Below are 18,389 nucleotides of genomic sequence, written 5' to 3' on the forward strand. Positions count from 1 at the left end.
AGGATCGAGTCCGGATCTCCGCGCCCGGCCCGCTCGCGCGCCTTGATGGCCGCCCACTCTTCCCGCTCGCCGCCGTAGAGGTGCGGGTGCCTCCGGCGCATCTTTTGCTCGACGGCGCGCACCACGTCGTCGCGGCCGAAGGCGCCCGCCTCCTCCGCCATCACGACCTGGAAGGCCACGTTCAGCAGCAGGTCGCCCAGCTCGTCACGCAGCGAGGCGGCGTCGCCGGCCGCGATGGCGCGGGCGGCCTCGTGCGCTTCCTCGAGCAGGTAGGGCTGCAGCGAGAGCGGCGTCTGCGCCGCGTCCCACGGGCAGCGGGCGCGGAGGAACGCGGCCAGCGCCAGGGCGCGGTCCAGCGTGCCGCCGGAGTGCGGCCCGGGAGGCGGGTTTTCGGCTTGCGACGGGTTCACAGGCGGCCTAGAATACCGGTGTCGTGTCCGATCCGTCAACCGCGGTTTCGAGGGCCTGGGTCGAGGTGGACCTGGGCGCGCTGGGGGAGAACCTGCGCCAGGTGCGGAACGCCGCGCCCGGCGCGGGCGTCGTTCCCATGCTGAAGGCCGACGCCTACGGCCTGGGCGCCGCGCAGGTGCTCCGCGCCGTCCTGGCCGAATTCGCGCCCGACGGCCCCTGGGCCATCGGCGTGGCCGCCGTCAGCGAAGGCGAGGCGCTCCGCGCGCTGGGGTGGGCGGGGCGCGTGCTGGTCTGCGCCCCCGTGGCCCCCGGCGAGGAGCGGCGCGCGGCGCTGGCCGGCCTCACCCTTTCCATCTCCGCGCTCGACGCGCTGGACCGCTGGGCCGCGGCGGCGCGCGACACCGGCCGGAGCGTGAGCTTCCACACCGAGATCGACACGGGGATGGGGCGCGCGGGGCTCCCCGCCGGCGCCGCGGGCGAATGGGGCCCCGCGGTCGCGGAGCGGTCGGGGGATCTTATCGCATGGGAAGGGTGTTTTACGCACTTCCATTCCGCGGACGAGCCGGACCTGGGCCCCACCGAGGCCCAGGTCCGCCTGTTCCGGGCGGCGCTGGCGGAGCTTCCGCCGGAGCCGGAAGGCGCGCCCCGGAGGGTGGTCCACTGCGCCAACAGCGCGGCGGCGCTCCGCCGGGGCGGGTTCGGGATGGACCTGGTGCGCCCGGGGATCTTCCTCTACGGCGGCCAGGCCGGGGTGGAGACGCATCCGGCGCCCGTCGCCTCTGTCCGCGCCCGCGTGGTGCGGGTGGCCGACGCGCCGCCGGGGGCCACGGTGGGCTACGGCGCCACGTACCGCTCGCGTGGGCCGGAGCGCTGGGCCACGCTGGCCATCGGCTACGGCGACGGGCTCCGGCGCGCGCTGGCCACCGCGGGCGGTGAGGCGCTGCTCCACGGGCGCCGCGTGCCGGTGATCGGCCGCATCTCGATGGACGTGACCGTGGTCGACGTGACCGGCGTCCCCGGGGTTTCCGCCGGCGACGTGGCGACGCTGGTCGGCCGCGATGGAGACGACGAGATCCGGGTGGACGAGGTGGCCGCCCGTGTGGGCACCATCAGCTACGAGATCCTGACCGGGCTGGGCCCGCGCCTGCCGCGCGTGTACCGCGACGGGCCCGGGCCAAAACCTTAGACGCAGCACCGAATGCCGTTCCTGAACGTCCGCGCGCGGGCCGTGCTCGCGCTCCTTCCGCTGCTGGCGGCGGCTGCCTGCAAGGACACCACGCCCACCCTGTCGGGCGACGAGTTCTTTCCGGGCGGCGGCCGGCCGGTGACCCTCGAGGCGATCATCCCCGCCTCGCAGTTCCTGCAGACCATCGGCTCGTTCGCGGGCTTCGAGAGCGGGCACACCTTTCCCGAGCAGCTGGTGGCCAACCAGTACCAGGGCGTGCTGAACGCGCACGCGCTGGACCGGTTCGGCTTTCCCGACTCGCTGGTCTTCAGCCAGGACGGCTCCAGCAAGACCGACACGCTGTTCGGCGTGCGGAGCGCCCGGCTGGTGCTGACCATCGACACGCTGGGCAGCGCGCTGGCCGGGAGCACCACCATCCAGGCGTTCGAGCTGGCCCAGCGCTACGACGCGCTGACCGCCACCTGGGACTCGGCGTTCAACACCGACAGCACCAGGGTGCTGTGGACGCAGCCCGGCGGCACGGTCGGCGCGCTGCTGGGCCAGGGTACCTACACGCACGCCGCGGGCGACTCGGTGGTCATCGCGCTGGACTCGGCCACGGCGGCGCGCATCCGGCCGGACTCGTTTCCCGGGGTGCTGCTGGCGGTGAACAGCGGGAAGCGGCTGCAGATCGCCAGCACGGTGCTGCGGCTGGCGGCGCGCCCCAGCAACGCGGTGCGCGACACCACCATCACGGTGAACGTGAACGCCAGCGAGCAGGCCTTCGTGTTCACCCCCCAGCCGCCCACGCCGGCGGGAAGCTGGCTGGCCGGCGGGGTGACCGCGGCGCGGACGCTGTTCAGCGTGGACCTGGACCAGCCGCTTCCCGGCTGCGCGGGCCCCACGGCGTGCGCCACGGTGCGGCTGAAGGACGTGCAGCTGAACCGGGTGTCGCTGCTGCTGAAGCCGCTGCCGTCGCCCGCCGGGTTCGACCCGCTGCGGCCGGTCACCCTCACGCTGTGGACGGTCGACGAGCCCGAGCTGGGGCGGCGCGCGCCGCTGCAGCAGCTGGCGATCGACGCCGACCTGGCGCAGAACTCGTTCGTCAACCAGCTGGTCGCCGACACGGTGGTGGAGCTGCCCATCACGCTGCTGGCCCGCCAGCGCGCGCAGCTGGACTCGCTGCAGCTGTCGTTCGCGCTGCTGGGGCAGACGCCCCCGGTGAGCGGCGCCAGCTTCCGCAGCTTCGGGCTTTCGCGCTTCGACGCGCTGCCGCGGCTGCGCATCGTGTACACGCTGCCCACCCGTCCCCAGCTTCCATGATTCGCACGCTACTGCGAGGGGCCGCCCCGGCGGCCCTGCTCGCCGCCGTCATCGCGGGGCCCGCCGCCGGGCAGAGCCTGCTGGCCAGCCGCGGCCTGGGGTACCCGCTGGAGCCCATCGACGCGCGGTCGCGCGGGCTGGGCGGGGTCACCACCGGGCTGTCGGACCCGTTCCCGTCGCTGGTGAACCCGGCCTCGGCCGCGGGGATCCCTGCACCGTCGTTCATCGTGACGCTGCAGAACGACCACTACGACGCCACCGCGGGCGCCGAGCGGACCTCGGGGAGCACCGCGCGCTTCCCGCAGCTGCTGGGCGTGTTCCCGGTTTCCGGCCGCCTGGCGCTGCAGCTGGGATACGGCTCGTACCTGGACCAGCACTGGCAGGTGGCCCGCGACGACTCCATCACCCTGAGCACCGGGCGCACGGCGGTGAACGACCGCTTCATCTCGGCCGGCGGGGTGGCGCGCTTCCAGGGCGGCGTGGGGTACCGGCTGAACGAGAAGATCTCGGTGGGCGCGTCGCTCGACGTGTTCACCGGCGCGGCCAACGACAGCGTGGTGCGCACCATCACCGGGCTGGAGTCGGTGACCAGCGCGGTGACCTACACCTACACCGGCGTGCAGGTGGGTGGCGGGGTGCGCTTCCAGCCGCTCACCAACCTCAGCCTGTCGGCGGCGGTGCACGGGGGCGGGCACGTGCGCGCCAGCTCCGACAGCACGGGCACCGAGCGGAAGGACTACGCCAACCCGCTGACCGTGGACGCCGGCGCCAGCACGCTGCTGGGCGGGCGCACGATGATCGTGGCCTCGGGGCACTGGGCCCGGTGGAGCGCGCTGGACGGCGACCTCTCGGCCACCGGCGGCGCGCGCGACGCGTCCAGCGTCTCCGCGGGCGTGGAGTACACGGGGTTCCAGCTCTTCCGCAAGGTGCTGCCGCTGCGGGTGGGCGGGCGCTACGCGCAGCTCCCCTTCCGCTGGACCGGCACCGACCCGGCGTTCCCGAACGAGCGGGCGATCACCGCCGGGCTGGGGTGGCGCTTCGCGGGGCGCGGCGCCGCCATCGACATCGGCGGCGAGCGCGGATGGCGCGGCGGGACCGCGGCGGGGATCGACGAGCCGTACTGGCGGTTCGCGTTCTCGGTCCAGGTGCTCGGGCGATAGGAAGAAGTGCCGAGTGCCAAGCGCCGAGTGCCTGGTAACGGCATCGGTTGATCGAGACGCGGATCGTGAGATGATGACAATCCCCCTGCCCGGAGATCGGGTCAGGGGGATTGTCGTATGGCGCGGGTGAGGCAATCTTCCGATATACCGTCGAGATCGGCAGGGATGCATCCGGGCTGGGCCACGATGCCCGGCGAGGGCCACGCGCCGAGCGGACGCCGACGAGTGCGCCACCACCTGCGCGCCGCGGTCGAAGTTACCCCCTCCCGTTATCGGGGCCCGTTATCGGGAGGGAGTACGCGGCCCCAGCCGCGGGGGAGGGCCCCACGGGGGCCGCGGACCCGCCTCGGAGCCCCCCGTCGGAGCGGACGCGCCGTATCCCCCCATCCGGCCGTCCGCCGTCGCAGTTCAGGAAGCCCGTCGGGGGCCCGTTCCTTGCCGCTCGGGCGCGAAGCCGCGAAACCTTTTGCGCCACGCGGGTTTATCAAGCACCAGCCGCGCCGCCCCGTCCACACACCGGGGACGGCGCCCCCGCAATGCGTGACCTTCCGGAGGCCTGATGAAGCTCAAGCGTACCGTCGTTGCGCCCGCCCTGGTGGCCGGCGTCGCCCTGGTGTCGGGCGGCTGGCTGCTGCAGCGCGGGGTGACCGGCCAGCAGAGCGTGTTCCAGCGTGCGCAGCTCTTCGACGAGGTGCTGCACTACGTGGAAACGCGCTACGTGGACGAGCACGCCGAGGGCGACCTGTACCAGAAGGCGATCGAGGGGATGCTGGGGCAGCTGGGCGACCCCCACACCGTCTTCATGACCGCCGACGAGTACGCGCAGCTTCACCTGCAGACCAGCGGCGAGTACGGCGGCCTGGGGATCCAGCTCGCCCCGCGCGAGGGGTACATCACCGCCGTGAGCGTGCTCCCCGGCACCCCGGCCGAGCGCGCCGGCATCCGCGTGGGCGACATGCTGGTCGAGATCGACGGCAAGGACGCCAAGGGGTGGAACGAAGACTTCGCGGTGAAGGCGCTGCGCGGCGCCATCGGCACCCCGGTGAACCTCACCGTGCGCCGCGTGGGGGTGGACCAGCCGCTGCACTTCACCATCAACCGCGAGGAGATCCACCTGCACTCGGTGCCGTACGCCTACATGGCGGCGCCCGGCGTGGGGTACGTGGACCTGCTGGTGTTCTCGCAGACCTCGACCGACGAGCTGCGCGCCGCCATCGAGCGGCTGAAGCAGCAGGGCGCGCGCAAGCTGGTCCTGGACCTGCGCGGCAACCCCGGCGGGCTGCTGGACCAGGGCGTGGCCGTGTCGGACCTGTTCCTGCGCCGCGGCCAGAGCATCGTGGAGACGCGCTACCGCAACCCGATGGAGAGCGAGACCTATCGCGCCAGCAGCGACGAGGCAGTCGACCTGCCCATGGTGGTGCTGGTGGACGCCTACAGCGCCAGCGCCGCCGAGATCGTCTCGGGCGCACTGCAGGACCACGACCGCGCGCTGGTGATCGGCACCACCAGCTACGGCAAGGGCTCGGTGCAGTCGGTCTACCGGCTGTCGGGCGGCAACTTCCTGAAGCTGACCACCGGCAAGTGGTACACGCCGTCGGGGCGCTCCATCCAGAAGCCGTACCGCCCCGGCCAGACCGAGGCCGACGCGGACGCCGACAGCGCGTCGGCGGCGGCCGACACCACGCGGCGGCGGGCGTACCGCACCGACAGCGGGCGCACGGTGATGGGCGGCGGCGGCATCGTGCCGGACCTCACGGTGCGCGATACCACCACGCTGGCCGAGCGCGCCTTCATCACCGCGGTGTCCAGGAAGGCGTCGGTGTACAACAGCGTGGTGATGCGCTACGCGCTGGAGTACGAGCGCCGCATGCCCAACCTGCAGCCGAGCTTCCCCGTGACGCCGCAGATGCGCCAGGAGCTGTTCACCCGGCTGCGCGCCGCCGGGGTGGAGATCACCCCCGAGCAGTACGCCGGCGCGCAGCGCTGGGTGGACCGGCAGCTGGCCAACCAGATCGCGGTCTCGCGCTTCGGCCAGTCGGCGGCGGCGCAGCGCAACGACGTGGACGACAAGGCGCTGCAGGAGGCCGTGCGCCTCCTGCAGGCTTCGCCCAACCAGGCGGCGCTCTTCCGCGCCGCCGAGCAGGCGCAGGCGCGGCAGCGGGTGGCGACGGGGCAGTAAGAAAGTACGGAAGTACGAGAGTACGGAAGTACGGAACGACACGGGCGGGCTCGCGAGGATGCGAGCCCGCCCGTCTGCTGTCGCGTCTCCTGGGCCTCGCGGGATCTCACGCGGAGACGCGGAGGGCGCGCAACGAAGCTTCGCCGCGCGCCCCTCGTCTTCAGCAGTAGATGCCGCAGGTCGCGCAGGCGGAGTAGACGCAGTTGGAGAGCGGCAGCGTCTTCACGAGGGGCGTGGGCTCGGCCTCGAGCGCGTGGACGGTGCCGGGGCTCGCGGCCTCCGCGGCGGCCTCGAACGACTCCACGGCCAGGCTCTCCACGTCCAGCTTCAGCTTGTGCATCGGTCGGATCTCCAGGTTTGCGAGGATGAAAAGGACTGGCGCGAGGTAGCAGGTGCCGTGCCCGCGACTCCCCCGCATCGCTGGATCTCCGGGTGGCTGGGGACGCGGGAAGATGCGCGGGGTTGCGCCGGAAGGAATTCGGGATAGATTCGACGGTGCATGCTCCCGCGTGCCGAGGATGGATTTGCGACCGCTTGCGACCTCGATAAAAAAACGCTAAAGAGTCGGGATCAGCCCGGAGCCGGAACAAACCGGGCCCACCATCCCCGCACTCGGATCGAGTCGCGGGGCTTTTTGTATTCGAGAAAGATCCGAACGCCGATGTCCGACCAGACGACCAGCCCGTACCTGTCCGCGCTCCGCGAGCGCGTGCTCGTGTTCGACGGTGCCATGGGCACCTCCATCCAGCGCTACGACCTGACCGCCGCCGACTTCGGGGGCGAGCGCCTTGAGGGGTGCAACGACTACCTCGTCATCTCCAGGCCGCAGGTGATCGAGGAGATCCACTCCGGCTACATGGAGGCCGGGTGCGACGTGCTGGAGACGGACACCTTCCGCTCCAACCGCATCACCCTCCGCGAGTACGGGCTGGAGGACGAGGTCCGCGAGATCAACGTGGCCGCCGCCTCGCTGGCCCGGCGCGTGGCCGACCGCTTCGCGGCGGACGGGCGGCCGCGCTTCGTGGCCGGCTCCATCGGTCCCAGCGGGTTCCTTCCCTCGGCGTCGGACCCCACGCTGGGCAACATCACCTTCGGCGAACTGGTCCCCGTCTTCGCCGAGCAGGCGCGGGCGCTGATCGAGGGCGGCGTGGACGTGCTGCTGATCGAGACCAGCCAGGACATCCTGGAGGTGAAGGCGGCGGTGTTCGGGTGCCGCGAGGCCATCCGCGAGGCCGGCCGCCCGGTCGCCCTGCAGGTGCAGGTGACGCTGGACACATCGGGGCGCATGCTGCTGGGCACCGACATCGGCGCGGCGATGGTCACGCTCGAGGCGCTGCGGGCCGACGTCATCGGGCTGAACTGCTCCACCGGCCCCGAGCACATGCGGCAGGCCGTGCGCTTCCTGGGCGAGAACAGCCGGCTTCCCATCTCCTGCATCCCCAACGCGGGGATCCCGCACAACGAGGCGGGGTGCGCCGTCTACCCGCTCGAGGCCGACCCCTTCGCCGCGCAGATGCGCGAGTTCGTGGAGGAGTTCGGCGTCTCCATCGTGGGCGGGTGCTGCGGGACCAACGCCGAGCACATCCGCCGCCTGGTAGAGGCCGTGCGCCCGCTGAAGCCGAAGCAGCGCGAGGTCGACTACGTCCCCCGTCTCTCCTCGGCCATCCGCGCGACCGACCTGGTGCAGATCCCCGCGCCCACCATGATCGGCGAGAGGGTGAACGCGCAGGGGAGCCGCAAGGTGAAGCGCTTCCTGCTGGCCGACGACTACGACGGCGTGCTGGAAGTCGGGCGCGAGCAGACGGAGAGCGGCGCGCACGTGCTGGACGTCTGCGTGGCGCTCACCGAGCGGCAGGACGAGGCGGCGCAGATGCGCACGGTCGTCAAGCTCCTGTCGCAGGGGGTGGACGCGCCGCTCTGCTTCGACAGCACCGAGGCCGACGTGCTGAAGGCGGCGCTGGAGCAGTCGCCCGGGCGGCCGATCGTGAACTCCATCAACCTGGAGAACGGCCGTGAGCGCGTGGACGCCGTCCTCCCCCTCGTCGCCGCGCACGGCGCCGCCGTCATCGCCCTTACGATCGACAAGGATCTCGGCGGGATGGCGAAGACGGCCGAGACCAAGCTGGCCGTCGCGCGGAAGATCCACGAGATCGCCACGCAGGAGTACGGGCTGGCGCCGGACGCGCTGATCTTCGACGCGCTGACCTTCACGCTGTCCACCGGCGACGAGGAGTTCCGCCGCAGCGCGCTGGAGACCATCGAGGGGATCCGCGCCATCAAGCGCGAACTGCCGGGCGTGCTGACCACGCTGGGCGTGTCCAACGTCTCGTTCGGGCTGCAGCCGCACGCGCGCACGGTGCTGAACTCGGTCTTCCTCCATCACTGCGTGGAGGCAGGGCTGGACACGGGGATCATCAACCCGGCCCACGTGAAGCCGTACTTCGAGATCGACTCGGACGACCGCAAGCTGGCCGACGACCTGATCTTCGACCGGCGCACGGAGACGCACGACCCGCTGGCCGCGTACATCGCCCGCTTCGAGAGCGCGTCGGTCGAGCAGGAGAGCTCGGCGGACCCCACCGCGGAGATGACGCCCGAGGCGGCGCTGCACTGGAAGATCCTGCACCGCAAGAAGGACGGGGTCGAGGAGCTGATCGACGCCGCCGTGGAGAAGCTGGGCGCCGTGCCCGTGCTGAACGACGTGCTGCTCCCGGCGATGAAGGAGGTGGGCGACAAGTTCGGCGCCGGCGAGCTCATCCTCCCCTTCGTCCTCCAGAGCGCCGAGGTGATGAAGAAGGCGGTGGCGCGGCTGGAGAACTATCTCGAGAAGACCGAGGGGCAGACCAAGGGGAAGGTGGTGCTGGCGACCGTGTACGGTGACGTGCACGACATCGGCAAGAGCCTGGTGAACACCATCCTCACCAACAACGGCTACACGGTGTTCGACCTGGGGAAGCAGGTGCCGGTGAACACCATCATCGAGAAGGCCGACGAGGTGGGCGCCGACGCCATCGGCCTTTCCGCGCTCCTCGTCTCCACCAGCAAGCAGATGCCGCTCTGCGCGCAGGAGCTGTTCCGGCGCGGGAAGGAGTATCCGCTCCTGGTCGGCGGCGCGGCCATCAACCCCAGCTTCGTGCGCGCCGCCGCGGTGATCGGCGACGGCCAGCCGTACCCGTCGGGGATGTTCTACTGCAAGGACGCGTTCGAGGGGTTGTCGGTGATGGACCGGCTGATGAGCGGCGAGCGCGACAGCTGGGTGCGCGAGCACAACGAGGCGATGGTGCGCCGGAGCGAGGAGTACGCGCGCTCGAAGGCGCGCGCGGGCGAGCTGCGTCCGGCCTCGCGCGCGGGGGCCACGGTGCCCGAGGCGGACGTCCCATCGCCGCCGTTCTGGGGGTGGAAGGTGCTGGACACCATTCCCGTGGACGACGTGGTGGAGTGCATCGACCGCAACACGCTGTACCGCATGCAGTGGGGCGCGCGCAACCTGAAGGGCGAGGAGTGGGAGCGCCTGCTGCGCGAGGACTTCGAGCCGCGGCTGAAGCGCTACACGCTGGAGGCGCGGACGCAGGGATGGCTCCGCCCGCGGGCCATCTACGGCTACTTCCCCGTGGGGCGCGAGGGCGACGACGTGGTGGTGTTCGACCCGGCGGACCGCGCGAAGGAGATCGGGCGCTTCTCCTTCCCGCGGCAGGAGGACCGCGAGGAGCTGAGCCTGGCCGACTACTTCCGCCCGCTGAACGGGAACGGGCCCGGGGACGTGCTGGCGCTGCAGGTGGTGACCAGCGGCGACCGCGCGGCCGACTTCATCGCCAGGCGCAACGCCAGCGGCGACTACACCGAGGGGTACTTCCTGCACGGCTTCAGCGTGCAGACGGCGGAGGGGACGGCGGAGTACATCAACCGCCGCGTGCGCAGCGAGCTGGGGCTCGCCGAGCCGCGCGGGCTGCGCTACAGCTGGGGGTACCCCGCGTGCCCTGACATCGAGCAGCACGAGGTGCTGTTCGGCATCCTTCCGGTGAAGGAGACCATTGGCGTGGGGCTGACCAGCGCGTGGCAGCTCGATCCCGAGCAGAGCACGGCCGCGATGGTGGTGCATCACCCGGCGGCGAAGTACTTCTCGGCGGGGTGAGAGGGGCTGGCTTTCACCCCCCACCCCCGAATGAATTCGGGGGCAACAACCGCACAAAGTCCCTGCGGGACTGCGGCCGCGGCATCCCGGCTCGAGAGTGGCTGAGGTGCGGGCGAGGTGAGGTTGCGCGGCGAAGCCTGAACCCCGGCCAACCCTCTCCTGCTGTCGGGAGAGGGTGGCGAGCCTGGGCGAGCCGGGTGAGGGCTGCACGGGCGCGGCGGATCCGCTCCGGTGGTTCGGCCCGCACGGTTGGGCTGTGGGATGTCGAGTTGGGACGTCGAGTATGCGGATTGGGAGATGGGATTTGGGGGATGGGGTGGGATGGCGATGGGGATGGGCGGTGATCGGGGATGAGCATTCCGGCGCCAATCCTGCAGCGGGGGCGGCGTCCGCGAAACCGCCCACCCGCACCGCGCCACCGCCGCGCAGGAGGACCGCATCGCCGCAGCGTACGACTCCATCGACCGGGCGCTGAAGACGCACAAGCCCGGGTCGCGGCGGCTGAGCCTGCTCATCCTGGTGCTCGGGCTGATCGCCGTGGCCGTGGCGCTGTACTTCTCGCCCGACAACCGGCGCCGCCGCGCCGCCGGGGCCCTGCCGGCACGGGCCGACACCGCGCTGGTGCTGCGCACGCTGGGGCCGCGCCCCACCCGCTGCCCGCCGGGGGCGATGGAGCACGTCCGCGGCGAGCTGAGCGAGTCCGACACCGACTCGGTGATGGCGCAGCTGCGCCGCGGCACGCGCCAGCGCTGGATCTACCCCGGCCGCCACGGCTGCACGCCCCAGAAGGGCGAGACGGAGCTGGGGATCGACGCCGCCGGCCGGATGCTGTGGATCCAGCCCGGCGCCGGGAAGGGGGACGTGAAGCTCTCCCCCGCCATTTCATTCTGAGCGCGCCCGGACGTGGCGCGCGACCTGACACGGATCGCACGCCATGCCCGACTTTCGCGAGCTGCTGGCCGACGGACGCCCGCACCTGTTCGACGGTGCCATGGGCACCATGCTGTACGGCAAGGGCGTCTACATCAACCGCTGCTACGACGAGCTGAACGTCAGCCAGCCGGACCTGGTGCGCGACATCCACCGCGCCTACGTGAAGGCCGGCGCCGAGATCCTGGAGACGAACAGCTACGGCGGCAACCGCCCCAAGCTGGCGCGCCACGGGCTGGAAGACCGGCTGGAGGAGATCAACCTCAGGGCCGCCCAGGTGGCCCGCGCGGCCGCCGGCGACCGCGCCTGCGTGGCCGGCGCGATGGGGCCGCTGGGGATGCGCATCGAGCCGTACGGGCCCACTTCCGTCGCCGAGGCGCGCGGCTTCTTCCGCGAGCAGGCGGCGGCGCTGGCGGCCGGCGGCGTGGACCTGTTCGTCCTGGAAACCTTCAGCGACCTGGACGAGATCGAGCAGGCGCTGCTGGGCGTCCGCGACGTCTCCGACCTCCCCGTGGTCGCGCAGATGGTGATCCGCGAGGACGGGCGCACGCCGTTCGGCACCGAGGCCGCCGTGCTGGTGGAGCGGCTGGACGAGCTGGGTGCCGACGTGGTCGGGCTCAACTGCTCGGTGGGGCCCAACGCGATGCTGAACGTGGCCGAGCGGCTGGTGGCGGCCACCACGCGCCCCATCTCCATGCAGCCCAACGCCGGCCTCCCGCGCGACGTGGACGGGCGCACCATCTACATGGCCAGCCCCGAGTACATGGCGACGTATGCCGCGCGGATGATCCGCAAGGGCGTGCGCTTCGTGGGCGGGTGCTGCGGGACCACGCCGGAGCACGTCGCGCGCATCTGTGGGGCGCTGCGCATGCTCTCGCCCGTGCAGCAGCCGCGCGTGTTCGTGGGCGGCGGCGAGACGGACGGCACGGCGTTCGAGCCGGTGCCGCTGGCGGAGCGCTCCAGCTGGGGCGCCAAGCTCGCCCGCGGCGAGTTCCTGACCACGGTGGAGATCGTGCCGCCGCGGGGGACCAATCCCGAGCCGATGCTGGAAGGGGTGCGGCTGCTGAAGGAGGCGGGGGTCGACGGGGTGAACGTGCCCGACGGCCCGCGCGCGCAGAGCCGCATGGGGGCGCTGGCCACGGCGCTGCTCATCCACCAGCGCGTGGGGATCGAGCCGGTGATCCACTACTGCTGCCGCGACCGCAACCTGCTGGGGATGCTCAGCGACCTCCTCGGCGCGCAGGCGCTGGGGCTGCGGAACATGCTGTTCATCACCGGCGACCCGCCCAAGATGGGCCCGTACCCGGACGCGACCGCGGTCTTCGACATCGACGCGATCGGGCTGACCAACCTGGCGGCGCGGCTGAACCGCGGGCTGGACCCCGGCGGCAACGTGCTGGGCGAGCCCACCTCGTTCGTCGTCGGCGTGGGCGTGAACCCCGGCGCCGAGGACTTCGAGCACGAGATGCGGCGCTTCTACTGGAAGGTGGACGCGGGCGCGGAGTACTGCATCACCCAGCCGGTGTTCGACCTGCGCCAGCTGGAGCGCTTCGTGAACCACATCGAGCGCGAGGGGATCAGGATTCCCGTGATCGCGGGCGTGTGGCCGCTGGTGTCGGCGCGCAACGCCGAGTTCCTGGCCAACGAGGTCCCCGGCGTGGTCGTGCCCGAGGGGGTGCTGGAGCGGATGCGCCGCGCGAGCGCCGAGGGGAAGGAGCAGGGGACGCTGGAGGGCACCATGGTCGCGCAGGAGATGCTCCGCGACGCGCTGGGGATGATCCAGGGTGTGCAGGTGAGCGCCCCGTTCGGGCGCGTGCCGCTGGCGCTGAAGGTGTTCGAGGTGCTCCCCGGCCGCGAGCCGCAGGCGGCGCCGGATGCCGCGGCGACGACGGAGGTGACGGCCGCGGTGGTGTGACGGCGGCGCTCGTCCATTCTTGTCCATTGTTTGCACTTTCACGGATGCGTGGATAGCATTCCGGCCGCGTGAACCCAAACGGCAGCCCGGAATGAATCCCATCCGTGATCATCAGCTTCCGAAACCGCGGCACCGAGGACATCTTCAGACAGGTGGACTCGCAGCAGGCGCGGAATCTCTGCCCTCCGGACATGTGGCCTGTCGCGCGGCGAAAGCTGGCCGCGGTGGACGCGGCCGAATCGCTCGCCAAGCTCAAGACACCGCTTGGAAACCGGCTCCATCCTCTCCGGCGCGAGCGCGTCGGACAGCACGCGATCCGAATCAACGACCAGTACCGCGTGTGCTTCCGGTGGACCGAATCTGGAGCTGAAGATGTCGAGATCACGGACTACCACTGAGCCGCTGCGGATGCATGGGTTCAGCCCGCAGGACCTTCTCATCCGGGTGCCAACCCACGGTCCGTCGCCTCATCCGGGCGAAATGTTGCGGGAGGACTATCTGCCCGATTACGGGTGGTCGGCCGAGGAGTTCGCGGCGCGGCTGCGGGTGCCGCTGGCAGTGGTCGAGGAACTGCTCGCGGAGCGCGTGCCGGTGACGCCGGAACTGGCGTTGCGGCTGGCGAAGCTGTTCCGCCAGAGCCCGGGGATGTGGATCAAGATGCAGCTCGCGCACGACTACTGGGACGCCTTCCGCGCCGCGGATGCGGACCTCGAGCAGATCGTACCGGTCGACGACGTCGAGGCCGAGCCCGAGCCCGTGCGGAAGGCGAGCTGACGCGTCGGGCGCTCTCCGTGCCCGTTCGCGTCACCCATCCGCACTTCGTACCTCGGGCATTGACGCCCCGCGGGAGGGTGATTACCCTTTGAATCAGGTTGCGGTCACACGCTCCACACCAGGACCCGAATCGTGCGTTCCACCTTCCGCTGCGCCGCGATGTGTTGTTCGGCCCCCCTCCCAGTGCCGGGAAGCGGGTCCGGAGAGCCGTGGTATCCAGCGGGGTGAGGTGACGCCCGCGCGCTAGCAGGGATACGAATCGGACCACGCCGCCCCGGCTTTCCAGCCGGGGCGGCGTTTTTCGTCTCCCTCCATCCCATCTGCGGTCCCGTTCGCAAAGGAGAGTCGGAAAGTGGGAATCCGAGTGCAGGGCGTCACCCGCCGCTTCGGCGCGTTCACCGCGGTGGACGACGTGAGCTTCGAGGTGGCCACGGGCGAGCTGGTGGCGCTGCTGGGCCCCTCAGGCGGCGGCAAGAGCACGCTGCTGCGCATCGTGGCCGGGCTGGAGACGGCGGACCGCGGCTCGGTGTGGCTGGACGGCGAGCGGGTGGACCACGTGCCGCCGCAGCACCGCCGCGTGGGGTTCGTCTTCCAGCACTACGCGCTGTTCCGCCACATGAGCGTGGAGGAGAACATCGGCTACGGGCTGAAGGTGCAGCGCGTCGGCAGGGCGGAGAGGCGCGAGCGGGTGGCCGAGCTGGTGTCGATCATGGGGCTGTCGGGGCTGGAGCGGCGGATGCCCGGCCAGCTCTCGGGCGGGCAGCGGCAGCGCGTGGCCCTAGCCCGGTCGCTGGCCCCGCGCCCGCGGCTCCTTCTCCTCGACGAGCCGTTCGCCGCTGTGGACGCGCGGGTGCGCGAAGAGCTGCGCGCATGGCTGCGGAGGCTGCACGACGAGGTGGGCGTCACCTCGATCTTCGTGACGCACGACCAGGAAGAGGCGTTCTCGCTGGCCGACCGCGTGGTGGTGATCCAGGGCGGGCGGCTGGAGCAGGCCGGCTCGCCGCAGGAGATCCTGGACGACCCGCGATCGGAGTTCGTGGCCCGCTTCATCGGCGACGTGAACGTGCTGGAAGCCGACGCGCGCAACCACGTGGCCACGGTCGGCGCGCTCCGCATTCCCCTGCCCCACCCCAACGGCCACGCGCGGGTGCGCCTGGTCATCCGCTCGTACGACCTGAAGTTCTGGCGCGCCGACGACGGCGTGGCCACGGTCCGCCGCGTGGTGCCGCTGGGCGACCGGGTGCGGGTCGAGACGACCATCGACGGCGCGGGGCCGCTCTTCGCGCAGTTCCCGCGGCGCAGCTCGCTGCTGGCGGGGATCGAGCCGGGCGCGCGCGTGGCCGTCGAGGCCACCCACGTCCGCGCCTACCCGGTCGAGGGAAGCGAGATCGCGCCGGAGCCCGACATCCCCGCGGAGCCCGCCGCGCCGCGCCGCCTTTCGCTCTGGGGGCAGCCCGCATGAGCCCGCCCGCCACCTCCGCCCTGCGCGCGGTCCGCGACGGCAATCCGCAACCCGTTCCGACGGTCGACGAGATGATCCTCGAGGCGGTGCGCGCCATCCGCTTCGGCACGGTCCAGATCACGATCCACGATTCGCGGGTCGTGCAGATCGAGCGGACGGAGAAGGTGCGAGTCACGAAGTCCTGAGTCCTAATATAAGTCCTAAGTCCTAAGTCCTGAGTCCTAAGTGCTGAGTGCTGAGTGCTGAGTGCTGAGTGCTGAGTGGAGATTGGGAAAGGGGATGAAGATGAAGAGCGGGGGATGACGGAATCTCCATCTCCCTGATCCCAAGCGCACGACGAGATCACGCCGGCCGGATGACCGGAGGCGGACGGAAACATCCACCGATACCACGTGACGCGACCCGACCGGACCGCCGGAGGTTCCCGCGGCAGGAGAGAGCGAGATGCGCAGGAACCGAACATTCGCGGGGGCGGCCGCGCTGTGGGCGGCGCTCGCGCTGGTGCCAGGAGGCGCGGCGGCGCAGGGCGCGTCCGCGTCGCCGCCGGCGGAGGGGCCCGCCGCGGCGCCCGCGGACACGGCGGAGCCGGGCGACACCGCCGCGCGCCACGTGGAGGAGCTGGAGCAGCGCGTCCGCATCCTGGAGCGGCGGCTGGAGCTGGACCACGAGGCCGCCGCGGCGGCGAAGGCATCGGCCTCCACCCTCACCGCCGGGCCGGAAGGGGTGCAGTTCCGCTCGGCGGACGGCGCGTACGCGGTGAGCTTCCGCGGCTACGTGCACAGCGACGGTCGCTTCTTCGTGCAGGGCGCGGCAAAGTCCGCCAGCACGCTGGAGTTGCGCCGCGTCCGCCCCATCCTGGAGGGCACCGTGGCGCGCCACTACGGCTTCCGGCTGATGGCGGACTTCGGCGAGGGGAAGGTGCTGGTGCAGGACGCGTATCTGGACGCGCGCCTCTTCCCCTTCCTGCGCGTCCGCACGGGAAAGTTCAAGCCGCCCATCGGGCTGGAGCGGCTGCAGTCGGCGACGGCGCTGGCGTTCGTGGAGCGCGCGCTCCCCACCGCGCTCGTCCCCAACCGCGACGTCGGCGTGCAGCTCTGGGGCGATGTCGGTGGTGGCGCCGTCTCCTACGCGGCGGGGGTGTTCAACGGCGTGGCGGACGGCGCCAGCGGCGATCTGGACGCGGACGGGCGCAAGGAGGTGGCAGGGCGCGTGTTCGCGCAGCCGTTCCGCAACCGGCCCAGCGGCTTCCTGCGCGGCTGGGGCTTCGGCGTGGCGGCCTCGCACGGAAGCGAGCGGGGGAGCGCGGCGGCGCCGGGGCTGGCGTCCTACAAATCGCCCGGGCAGCAGACGTTCTTTGCCTGGCGCGCCAACGGCCAGGCGGCGGGAACGGCGATCGCCGGCGGCGCGCATGACCGCATCTCGCCGCAGGCCTTCTTCTACCGCGGCCCGCTGGGCGTGCTGGCCGAGCACGTGACCTCGCGGCAGCAGGTGCGGCGCGACACCTCGGCCGCGCGGCTCACCAGCCGGGCGTGGCAGGTGGCGGCGGGATACGTCCTCACCGGCGAGGACGCGTCGTTCGCCGGGGTGCGGCCGCGGCAGGCGTTCGATCCGTCGAAGCACGCGCCCGGGGCGATCGAGTTGACCGCGCGGCTCAGTGCGCTGGAGGCCGATCCCCACGCTTTCCCGCTCTTCGCCGACCCGGCGCGGTCGGCGCGCGCGGCGCGGGAGTGGGCGGTGGGCGCCAACTGGTACCTGAACCGCAACGTGAAGGTGACGCTGGACTACGGCCGCACCCGCTTCCGCGGCGGCGCGGCGGACGGCGGCGACCGGCAGGCCGAGGAGGGGATCCTCACCCGCCTGCAGCTCGCCTTCTGACCCCACGAACCCGATCTCGAACCCGGACGTGAATCTTCGTATGCGATTTCGATCCTTCGCCCTGGCCGCCGCGCTGCTGGCGGTAGCGGGCGCGGCGCGCGCGCAGGGACGCGCGGTGACGCTGCTGAACGTGAGCTACGACCCCACGCGCGAGCTGTACCAGGAGTACAACGCCGCGTTCGCCCGCTTCTGGCGCGCGCGCACCGGACAGGCGGTGACCGTCCGCCAGTCGCACGGCGGCTCCGGCTCGCAAGCCCGCGCGGTGCTGGACGGGCTGCAGGCCGACGTGGTGACGCTGGCGCTGGGATGGGACGTGGACGCGCTGGCGCAGGCGCGGCTCATCCCCGCCAACTGGCAGGCGCGCCTCCCCGACAACAGCGCGCCGTACACCTCCACCATCGTCTTCCTGGTCCGCAAGGGAAACCCCAGGCGCATCCGCGACTGGGGCGACCTGGTGCGGCCCGGCGTCTCCGTCATCACCCCCAATCCCAAGACGTCGGGCGGCGCGCGCTGGAACTACCTGGCGGCGTGGGGATGGGCGCTGCGCGCGAACGGCAACGACGCGGCGAAGGCGCGCGACTTCGTCACCCGGCTCTTCCGCAACGTGCCCGTGCTGGACACCGGCGCGCGCGGGGCGACCACGACGTTCGTGGAGCGCGGCATCGGCGACGTGCTGATCGCGTGGGAGAACGAGGCGCTGCTGGCGCGAAAGGAGAACGGGGCCGATTTCGAGATCGTGGTCCCCTCGCTCAGCATCCTGGCCGAGCCGCCGGTGGCCATCGTGGACCGCGTGGTGGACCGGCGCGGGACGCGCGCGGTGGCGCAGGCGTACCTGAACTGGCTGTACTCCGACGAGGGGCAGGAGATCGCGGCGAGGTGGTTCTACCGGCCGCGCTCGGGGGCGGTGGCGGCGCGCCACGCGGGCCAGTTCCCGCAGGTGCGGCTCTTCACGGTGGCCGAGGTGTTCGGCGGCTGGGCCGCCGCGCAGCGCACGCACTTCGCCGACGGCGGCGTGTTCGACCAGATCTACCGTCCGCACTGAGGCTTCCGCGCGCGGCCAATC

Annotated in this window: 15 protein-coding genes; 13 read left to right on the plus strand and 2 right to left on the minus strand. The window is 71.8% G+C overall.

Going from position 1 to position 18,389, the window contains the following annotated elements; all coding sequences use genetic code 11:
* A partial coding sequence (locus VLK66_RS20735; RefSeq protein ID WP_325311387.1) for a MazG nucleotide pyrophosphohydrolase domain-containing protein occupies positions 1 to 410 on the minus strand: 410 nt, incomplete at its 3' end.
* Positions 411 to 433: 23 nt separating this feature from the next.
* On the opposite strand from VLK66_RS20735, the gene alr reads away from it, so the two are divergent.
* The 4 genes from alr to VLK66_RS20755 all read left to right on the plus strand — a co-directional run bounded on the left by alr (position 434) and on the right by VLK66_RS20755 (position 6,238).
* Positions 434 to 1,597, plus strand: a complete 1,164-nt coding sequence (alr, locus tag VLK66_RS20740) for an alanine racemase (protein WP_325311388.1) — start codon at positions 434 to 436, stop codon at positions 1,595 to 1,597.
* A gap of 12 nt (positions 1,598 to 1,609) precedes the next feature.
* Entirely contained in the window at positions 1,610 to 2,899 is a 1,290-nt protein-coding gene (locus VLK66_RS20745; RefSeq protein ID WP_325311389.1) for a hypothetical protein, read from the plus strand.
* The gene (locus VLK66_RS20750) at positions 2,896 to 4,059 is read left to right on the plus strand and encodes a hypothetical protein (RefSeq protein WP_325311390.1); all 1,164 of its coding nucleotides are present in this window, start codon (positions 2,896 to 2,898) and stop codon (positions 4,057 to 4,059) included. Before VLK66_RS20745 ends, VLK66_RS20750 begins: the two co-directional genes overlap by 4 nt.
* Positions 4,060 to 4,618: 559 nt before the next feature.
* Entirely contained in the window at positions 4,619 to 6,238 is a 1,620-nt protein-coding gene (locus VLK66_RS20755) for a S41 family peptidase (RefSeq protein ID WP_325311391.1), read from the plus strand.
* 160 nt (positions 6,239 to 6,398) lie between these two features.
* Here VLK66_RS20755 and VLK66_RS20760 read toward each other — a convergent pair whose 3' ends face one another.
* Positions 6,399 to 6,578: a hypothetical protein gene (locus VLK66_RS20760; protein ID WP_325311392.1), complete on the minus strand. Its 180-nt coding sequence runs from the start codon at positions 6,576 to 6,578 to the stop codon at positions 6,399 to 6,401.
* 321 nt (positions 6,579 to 6,899) lie between these two features.
* Here VLK66_RS20760 and metH point away from each other — a divergent pair, with 321 nt between their 5' ends.
* The 9 genes from metH to VLK66_RS20805 all read left to right on the plus strand — a co-directional run bounded on the left by metH (position 6,900) and on the right by VLK66_RS20805 (position 18,368).
* Entirely contained in the window at positions 6,900 to 10,370 is a 3,471-nt protein-coding gene (gene metH, locus VLK66_RS20765) for a methionine synthase (protein ID WP_325311393.1), read from the plus strand.
* Positions 10,371 to 10,889: 519 nt separating this feature from the next.
* On the plus strand, positions 10,890 to 11,261 hold the full coding sequence (locus tag VLK66_RS20770) for a hypothetical protein (protein WP_325311394.1): 372 nt from the start codon (positions 10,890 to 10,892) through the stop codon (positions 11,259 to 11,261).
* A gap of 43 nt (positions 11,262 to 11,304) precedes the next feature.
* A complete protein-coding gene (locus VLK66_RS20775; protein WP_325311395.1) occupies positions 11,305 to 13,215 on the plus strand; it encodes a bifunctional homocysteine S-methyltransferase/methylenetetrahydrofolate reductase in 1,911 nt (636 codons plus the stop codon).
* Positions 13,216 to 13,319: 104 nt separating this feature from the next.
* Complete coding sequence (locus tag VLK66_RS20780; protein ID WP_325311396.1) at positions 13,320 to 13,613, plus strand: type II toxin-antitoxin system RelE/ParE family toxin; 294 nt, start codon at positions 13,320 to 13,322, stop codon at positions 13,611 to 13,613.
* 10 nt (positions 13,614 to 13,623) lie between these two features.
* Entirely contained in the window at positions 13,624 to 13,989 is a 366-nt protein-coding gene (locus VLK66_RS20785; protein ID WP_325311397.1) for a HigA family addiction module antitoxin, read from the plus strand.
* Between the two features lie 352 nt (positions 13,990 to 14,341).
* Entirely contained in the window at positions 14,342 to 15,451 is a 1,110-nt protein-coding gene (locus VLK66_RS20790) for a sulfate/molybdate ABC transporter ATP-binding protein (protein ID WP_325311398.1), read from the plus strand.
* Entirely contained in the window at positions 15,448 to 15,636 is a 189-nt protein-coding gene (locus VLK66_RS20795; RefSeq protein WP_325311399.1) for a YezD family protein, read from the plus strand. Before VLK66_RS20790 ends, VLK66_RS20795 begins: the two co-directional genes overlap by 4 nt.
* Positions 15,637 to 15,895: 259 nt before the next feature.
* Positions 15,896 to 17,326: an OprO/OprP family phosphate-selective porin gene (locus VLK66_RS20800; protein ID WP_325311400.1), complete on the plus strand. Its 1,431-nt coding sequence runs from the start codon at positions 15,896 to 15,898 to the stop codon at positions 17,324 to 17,326.
* 40 nt (positions 17,327 to 17,366) lie between these two features.
* Positions 17,367 to 18,368, plus strand: a complete 1,002-nt coding sequence (locus VLK66_RS20805; protein ID WP_325311401.1) for a sulfate ABC transporter substrate-binding protein — start codon at positions 17,367 to 17,369, stop codon at positions 18,366 to 18,368.
* The last annotated feature ends 21 nt before the right edge of the window (positions 18,369 to 18,389 follow it).

Origin of the sequence: Longimicrobium sp., assembly GCF_035474595.1 — a bacterium.
Taxonomy (GTDB): Bacteria; Gemmatimonadota; Gemmatimonadetes; order Longimicrobiales; family Longimicrobiaceae; genus Longimicrobium.